Source organism: Dyella sp. (assembly GCF_035508675.1).
Lineage (GTDB): Bacteria > Pseudomonadota > Gammaproteobacteria > Xanthomonadales > Rhodanobacteraceae > Dyella_B.
Genome location: NZ_DATJMN010000004.1, coordinates 1 through 4,941 on the forward strand (window position 1 = coordinate 1; position 4,941 = coordinate 4,941).

4 protein-coding genes are annotated in these 4,941 nt (G+C 62.9%); 2 read left to right on the forward strand and 2 right to left on the reverse strand.

From position 1 onward, the window contains the following. Positions 1-11: 11 nt before the first annotated feature. Positions 12-350, reverse strand: a complete 339-nt coding sequence (locus tag VMA74_RS00135; RefSeq protein ID WP_325363588.1) for a hypothetical protein — start codon at positions 348-350, stop codon at positions 12-14. A gap of 386 nt (positions 351-736) precedes the next feature. Here VMA74_RS00135 and VMA74_RS00140 point away from each other — a divergent pair, with 386 nt between their 5' ends. Both VMA74_RS00140 and VMA74_RS00145 read left to right on the forward strand, forming a co-directional pair. Next, positions 737-2,377, forward strand: coding sequence for a methyl-accepting chemotaxis protein (locus tag VMA74_RS00140; RefSeq protein ID WP_325363590.1), 1,641 nt, complete (start codon positions 737-739; stop codon positions 2,375-2,377). Positions 2,378-2,385: 8 nt separating this feature from the next. Beyond that, complete coding sequence (locus tag VMA74_RS00145) at positions 2,386-4,188, forward strand: GGDEF domain-containing protein (protein ID WP_325363592.1); 1,803 nt, start codon at positions 2,386-2,388, stop codon at positions 4,186-4,188. A 56-nt stretch (positions 4,189-4,244) separates the two neighbouring features. On the opposite strand, the gene VMA74_RS00150 is transcribed toward VMA74_RS00145, so the two are convergent. Beyond that, positions 4,245-4,941 (reverse strand): nitrilase-related carbon-nitrogen hydrolase (locus VMA74_RS00150; RefSeq protein ID WP_325363594.1); only part of this gene is annotated, 697 nt, incomplete at its 5' end.

A 4,941-nucleotide genomic window follows, 5' to 3' on the forward strand; every position in this document is an offset into this window, starting at 1 on the left:
ACGCGAACGGTTTATCCGCCCGGCTCAGGGTCGAGCGTATCGGCGTGTTGCTGCAGGAAGTAAATGGCGACGTGCAACCCTGTTGTGTGCACCGGGTTGAGTGGCCAGATGCCCAGCATGCCGGGTTTGTCGGGCGCAGATTGCCGTTTGATGGATTCGCTGCGTACCAGCAAGCCGCGGATGACGCCGATAGCCAGTGCGATGCCTGCGCGTTTCGAGCCGTAGCTTTCCAGCTTTTCCAGACCAAGGTTCAGCGGGTAGAGCTGACGGTCGATGAACGGGTCGGGTGGGGATAGCGGTTCGTTGCGAACCGGAAGGCATGCGTGTGCCGTATGATCTGTGGAGGCCATGATCAACTCTCTGTTAGTTGGTTGTGGTTTAGCGGGTCGTGGGAGGTGCGAACTCTCACGATCCGCGCTTCTCCAAGCATTGCTGCAAGGGTCATCGACGTAGCGCTACGAACGACGGCGTCGATGACGAGGCGAACGTAGCAAGTAAGCGTGCGGATGTCTGTAAGGGGCGGTCGATGCGTGATGCGCGCGTGGCCTTACTTTCCTGACTTAAGCGTACGCATGCGCCGGGATGGGGATGCGGGGATTGCATTCCAGCCTACAGCTGGTATCGAGACTGCAATGCCTTGGTCAAATGCTTGAAACATAATGTTTTTTAGCATTTCCACAGCTCAAGTCGAAGCTCTTTCTGCCGATCAGAAAGCATCCCCTTCCCCAGGTGCATCATGCTTCGACTTCCCTCCGGCTTGTTTCGTATCACGCTTCGCCGGCTGCTGTTGCTTCGCCTTGCCGGCATTCTCATCCTGCTGATCGCGATCGGCGCCAGTTGCGCCCTGTTGCTGACGAAGGCGGATCAGCGCATCCAGTCCGTGGTCGGCGGCACGCTTGCGCCAATCTCCGACGTCGGCCGTATCCAGAGCGATTTCAACAGCGACTTCCAGGCGCTTTCGCATGCGGTGCTGATGCGCCTGCCTTCGGCGGCCGACGATGCAGCTACTGCGCTCAAGAGCAATCGCGTGGATATCGATCGCTATTGGAAACCACTGCTGCAGAGCGGACTCGGTGTGCAGCAGAAAAACCTGCTCGGCTTGGCCGCCGAACATCGCAAGGATGCCGAACAAGCCATGGATGACACGCTCGCGCTATTGCAGGCGGGGCGGTTCGATATCGCGCAGCTGAAACTTGCCAGCGACGTGCAACCGGCACTGGTGCCGCTGCAAAGCGATTTCACCAATCTGTTCGAAAACGCCCTCGCCGCCGGCAAAACCGCCGCGGAAAACCAGCATGCCGCCAATCGTCGGGGCCTGTTCGCGGTGCTGGCAGTATTCGCCGGCGCCTTGCTGCTGGCTTCGGTCAGCGACGGCATGCTGATCCGCTTGCTCGGCGCACGCCTTCGTCTCGCTGCGGGTGTCGCGCAACGCATTGCACGCGGCGAACTGGGCCAGCCCGTCGCCGTGGGCCGCGATGATGAAATCGGCGAACTGCTGCGCGCGCTCGGCGCCATGGATCACCAACTTGCCGGCGTGGTACGCGAAGTCCGCGCGAGCGCCGCCAGCGTACGCGACGATGCATTGCGCCTGGAGCAGGACACGCAGGCGCTGAGCCGGCGCACGCAAGCGCAAGCTGCCAGCCTGGAACAAAGTTCGGCCTCGATGGAACAGATGGCATCGAACGTGGCCGAAGCTGCCGCCATGGCCGAACAGGCAAACCGCGTGGCTACGGCATCGCGCGATCTGGCCGAGCAAGGGCAGCACATCGTCGGCGAAACGGTTACGGCGATGAACGCGATCGAGCGCTCGGGCCAGCGCATCGCCGAGTTCGTTGGCCTGATCAACGACGTCGCCTTCCAAACCAATCTGCTCGCCCTCAATGCCGCGGTGGAGGCCGCCCGTGCCGGCGAGCATGGTCGCGGTTTCGCGGTGGTGGCGGCCGAAGTAAGGCAGCTTGCGCAACGCTGCTCGGTCGCGGCGCGCGAGGTGAAGCAATCGATGGAAGAAAGCGCCGATGCCGTGCACGACGGCCGCCGCTACGCACAACGCTCCGGCGAAGCCCTGGCAAGCATCGTGGCGAGCGCTGCGCAGGTTTCCGAACAAGTGGCCGGCATGGCCTGGTCCAGTCGCGAGCAGAAGGCGGGGATCGAGCAGGTCAACCACGCCATCGCCGATATGGACAGCGCCACGCAACAAAACGCCGCGCTGGTCGAGCACACGGCCAGCATGAGCCTGGCGATGCGCGGCGGCGCCGAAGCTTTGCTGCAACAGATGGGTTTCTTCCAGATTGCCGAAAGCGCAGGCGAACCGATGCACGCACGCAACGAGGCCACGGATGCGCAGGATGCCGAACCCGTCTGGGATCAGGCCGCCTGATAACCGCCATGGTCTTCCCGCGCGACAATGCCCGTTTCACCTCGCTGCTCGACCGCGCGCAGAACGGCCTGGTGGCGGTGTTCCAGCCACTGATCCGACTGGACACCATGGAGGTGGTGGCGCATGAAGGCCTGGCCCGCTCCACCGAACAGCTCGGCAACATCAGCACGCCGGAGTTGTTGAACCTGGCGCGCGCCGAAGGCCGCCTGGGCGAATTCGAACTGACTGCCGCGCGCATCGTGTGCCGCGCTTTTGCCGCACAAGCGACGCATGGCCGCTTGCTGGTCAACCTGAGCGCCCAGGCGTTCATGCAGGAGGCGATCAAGCCGGACGACCTGCTTGCCGCGCTCGGCAGCGGCGGCATGGACCTGAGCCGCATCACCATCGAGCTGACCGAGCGCGACATCGTCGACGAACCGGCGCGCCTGGCGCATGCACTGGGCCATTTGCGCGCGCATGGCGTGCGTTTCGCGCTGGATGATTTCGGCAACGGGCATTCCAACTTCGAGATGTGGAACGAGATTCATCCCGAAGTGGTAAAGATCGATCGCTACCTGATCCATGGGCTTTCAAAGAGCGCCGAGCGCCTGGCGATCGTGCGTGCACTATGCCAGGTAGCGGAAACGCTCGGCGCCGACCTGGTCGGCGAAGGCGTGGAAGACATCGAAGATCTGCGCATGTTGCGCGAGCTGGGCATTCCGTATGCACAGGGATTTTTGCTCGGCCATCCGCTACCGCAGACCATCGACGCCATCAGCAGGGACGTGCGCGACGCGCTGGATGCCAGCACGCTGGCGGTATTGCCGCGCCCGCGCGGACCGGTGACGCAGCGGCCGATGCACCTGGGCCATCTGGTGATCGAAGCGCCGGCACTGAACACACGCCATACCAACCACGACGTGATCGCCCTTTTCTCGCAGCAAGCCGAGCTGCATGCCCTGGCCGTGGTGGAAGATGGCCGGCCCATCGGACTGATCAACCGCCGCGTGTTCAGCGAACGCATGGCCCAGCCTTACACGCGCGAGCTCTACGGCCGCAAAAGCTGCACTGCCTTCATGCACGAAGCGCCGCTGCTGTGCGATGTGAGGCAGTCGTTGGAAAGCATGGCCGACATCTTGCGCGGGCAGGATCAACGCTATCTCAGCGATGGTTTCGTGATCACCCGCGAGGGAAACTACCTGGGCCTGGGCACCGGTGAATCGCTGGTAAGGCGCGTGACCGAACTGCGCATCGAAGCGGCGCGCTATGCCAATCCGCTGACCTTCCTGCCCGGCAACATCCCCGTCACCGAACATGTCGCGCGGCTGCTGCGTGCCGAGCTGCCGTTCACCGTGGCCTATGTGGATCTCAACCACTTCAAACCGTTCAACGACCAATACGGCTATTTTCGCGGCGACGAGATGATCCGCTTGCTGGCCGGCATTCTTACGGCGCAGGTCAATCCGCGCTGCGATTTCGTGGGCCATATCGGCGGCGACGATTTTCTGCTGGTGCTGCAAAGCGAGGATTGGGAAGCGCGCTGCCGCCACATGGTGGAGCTGTTCAACCAACGCGCGCGCCATCTGTTCGCCGAGGAAGACATCGCTCGCCACGGTATTGTCGGCGAGGATCGGCATGGCAATACGCAGTTCTTCCCGCTGACCACCGTCGCCATTGGCGCCGTACGCGTCTTGCCGCCTTTCCCCGGGCATCCGGAAACGCTGGCCACCTTGGCGGCGCGCGCAAAGCGGCATGCCAAGCGCGCGCAGGTGGGCTTTTATTTGCTGGCAGGGGAAGCGCCGTGGCCGGTGCAGGTGGAGGCACGGGCGTAATCGCGTTCCGCAATGTTGGAGTTCGCTGCGCTCACCGCCAACGCGCTAGGTTGCGGCTAGCTTCGGCTGCGCGGCAGGAAGGCCAATACCAGGCATGCTGCTAACGCGATCACGTCGAGCCATGCAAACCAGTCTCCCCATTGCGCATACAGCGTGTGCGTTTCGCGTAGTGGAAGATCGCCTACCAATTCGGCATCGCGTCGCTCGCTGGATGCTTCCGCCACGACACGGCCGCGGTCGTCGCTCAAGGTGAGCCGGCCGGCATGCGCGGCGCGCGCGACGGCGAAGCCACTTTCCACGCCGCGCATGATCGCAATGCGACTGTGCAGCCAGCCGTCCACGGTAAAATCCGAAGCAGGTACCAGCAACAGTTGCGCGCGGCGCGCGGCATAAGCCTCGCCAATATCATGGAAATCCATGTCCTTGCAGATCGCCAATCCGATGCGCGGGTCGCCTTGAAGCATGGTGTAGTTGGCGCCGGGTATGAAAGGGTCCATGCCGGGGAGCAAATGGTGTTTGATGTAGGTGGCAGGAGACGTGGCGCCGGGTTGAAACACCATCAGCATGTTGCGGCGTCCGTGCGGATCGCCGTGAAAGTCAACGCCGGCACCCACGATCAGGTCGCGCTGTTTCGACAACTGGGAAAATGTGGGAATGCTCGTATCCGCGGTGGCGAATGTCCCTTCGGGAGCCAGCACGATCTGTGCGCCCTCGTTGGCGAGACGACCGAATGCTTGCATGTAACGTGCTTGG

Excerpts from the sequence above, each read along its gene's own strand:
- VMA74_RS00135 (WP_325363588.1), bottom strand. The coding sequence starts at position 350 with ATGGCCTCCACAGATCATACGGCACACGCATGCCTTCCGGTTCGCAAC.
- VMA74_RS00140 (WP_325363590.1), top strand. The coding sequence starts at position 737 with ATGCTTCGACTTCCCTCCGGCTTGTTTCGTATCACGCTTCGCCGGCTG.
- VMA74_RS00145 (WP_325363592.1), top strand. The coding sequence starts at position 2,386 with ATGGTCTTCCCGCGCGACAATGCCCGTTTCACCTCGCTGCTCGACCGC.